The 1,771-nt window shown below is 71.5% G+C and carries 3 protein-coding genes; all 3 read left to right on the top strand.

Annotation, left to right across the window (positions count from 1 at the left end; genetic code table 11):
* Nucleotides 1–66 precede the first annotated feature (66 nt).
* The gene (locus tag G4D87_RS37345; protein ID WP_163787532.1) at nt 67–447 is read left to right on the top strand and encodes a response regulator; all 381 of its coding nucleotides are present in this window, start codon (nt 67–69) and stop codon (nt 445–447) included.
* Nucleotides 448–464: 17 nt separating this feature from the next.
* On the top strand, nt 465–1,358 hold the full coding sequence (locus G4D87_RS37340; RefSeq protein ID WP_163787531.1) for a polyprenyl synthetase family protein: 894 nt from the start codon (nt 465–467) through the stop codon (nt 1,356–1,358).
* Nucleotides 1,358–1,771: 1-deoxy-D-xylulose-5-phosphate synthase N-terminal domain-containing protein (locus tag G4D87_RS37335; RefSeq protein ID WP_275902332.1), on the top strand; the 414-nt coding region annotated here is incomplete at its 3' end. The genes G4D87_RS37340 and G4D87_RS37335, both read left to right, overlap by 1 nt.

The following is a 1,771-nucleotide window of genomic DNA, read 5'->3' as shown; positions in this document are numbered from 1 at the left end:
CCCGCTCCCCGTCCGCCCCCGGAGGATGACGTCCCGTTCTAGGTGCTCGGGCGCGTCCACTCCGGCATGTCGAAGCCGAAAATCACCATTGTCGATGATGACCGCGACACGCGGGAGCTGCTGGCGGCGGCCCTGGAGGACGAGGGCTTTGCCGTCACCATGGCGGCCAACGGCCTGCGGCTCATCGCGTCGTTCCAACTGCACCGGCCGCACGCCATCCTCCTGGACGTGAACATGTCCTGGATTGACGGCTTCGAGCTGTGCCGGGCGGTGAAGAAGAACGAGCAGTTCCGGGACATCCCCGTCATCTTCATCAGTGGCCGTGGGGAGCCCGAGGACAAGCGGCACGGCATGGAAGTGGGCGCCGCGGACTACTTCGTCAAGCCGCTGGACATGGACAAGCTCGTCAGCCGCATCCGCGAGCTCGTGCCCGCGCAGATTCCATAAGAGGAGCACGGACGCTCGTGGCAACGTTTCAACTGAACTCCTTCCTGGCCACCCAGCAGGCGCGCGTCGAAGCCCTGCTGAGCGAGCGCGTGGAGCGGCTGGGTCCCGCCGGGACGCCGCCGAAGCTCGTGGAGGCCATGCGCTACTCCCTGCTGGCCGGCGGCAAGCGCCTGCGCCCGGTGCTCTGCCTGTCCTTCGCGGACCTCGTGGCGCGCGAAAGCACCGTGTCGGCGGTGGCGGGCGACGCGGCGTGCGCGCTGGAGTACGTGCACACGTATTCGCTGGTGCATGACGACCTGCCGGCGATGGACAACGACGACTACCGCCGGGGCCGGCTCACCAACCACAAGGTGTACGGCGAGTCCCTGGCCATCCTCTCAGGGGACGCGCTGCTGACGGAGGCCTTCACCCTGGTGGCCAGTGGACCCGAGCCCATGCGCGCCGCGCTGTGCCGGGAGCTGGCGGTGGCCTCGGGCGCGGCGGGCATGGTGGGCGGGCAGGTGCTGGACACCGCCGAGGACCGTCCGTCCGCGCTGGACTACCTCATCCGGCTGCACCGCATGAAGACGGGCGCCCTCATCCGGGCCGCGTGCCGCATGGGCGTGCTGGCCAGCGGGGGTGACGCGGACGCGCTGGCGCGCGCGGACACCTATGGTGACGCGGTGGGGCTGGCCTTCCAGATTGCCGATGACGTGCTGGACGTGACGGCCACGGCGGCGGAGCTGGGCAAGCCCGCGGGCGCGGACGCCGCGGCCGGGCGCTTCACCTTCCCGGCGGTGGTGGGCCTGGAGGCGTCGCGGGAGCTGGCGGCCCAGAAGGTGGCCGAGGCCATCGCGGCCGTGCGCCCCCTGGAGGGCGAGGACGGGCCGCTGGCGGCGCTGGCGCGCTACACGGTGGAGCGGAAGTCCTGATGTCGGAGGGGCTGTCACGCATCGGCTCGCCCTCGGACGTCCGCGCACTTCCCGAGGAGGCGCTGCCGCGCCTGTGCCAGGCGCTGCGTGAGGACATCATCTCCATCTGCGGCCGTGTAGGCGGCCACCTGGGGGCCTCCCTGGGCGCGGTGGAGCTCATCGTCGCGTTGCACCGCGTGTTCCATTCGCCTCAAGACGCGCTGCTGTTCGACGTGGGGCACCAGGCCTACGCGCACAAGCTCCTCACGGGGCGGCGCGAGCGCATGCACACGCTGCGGCACGCGGACGGCATCGCGCCGTTCCTGGACCCGCGCGAGAGTCCTCACGACGCGCTGCTGGCGGGGCACTCGTGCACGGCGGTGTCCGCGGCGCTGGGCGTGTTGGAGGGCCGGCGGCAGCAGGGGCACCGGGGC

It is taken from the genome of Myxococcus vastator, assembly GCF_010894475.1.
GTDB classification, from domain to species: Bacteria; Myxococcota; Myxococcia; order Myxococcales; family Myxococcaceae; genus Myxococcus; species Myxococcus vastator.
This window is presented reverse-complemented; position numbering and strand designations above follow the sequence as displayed.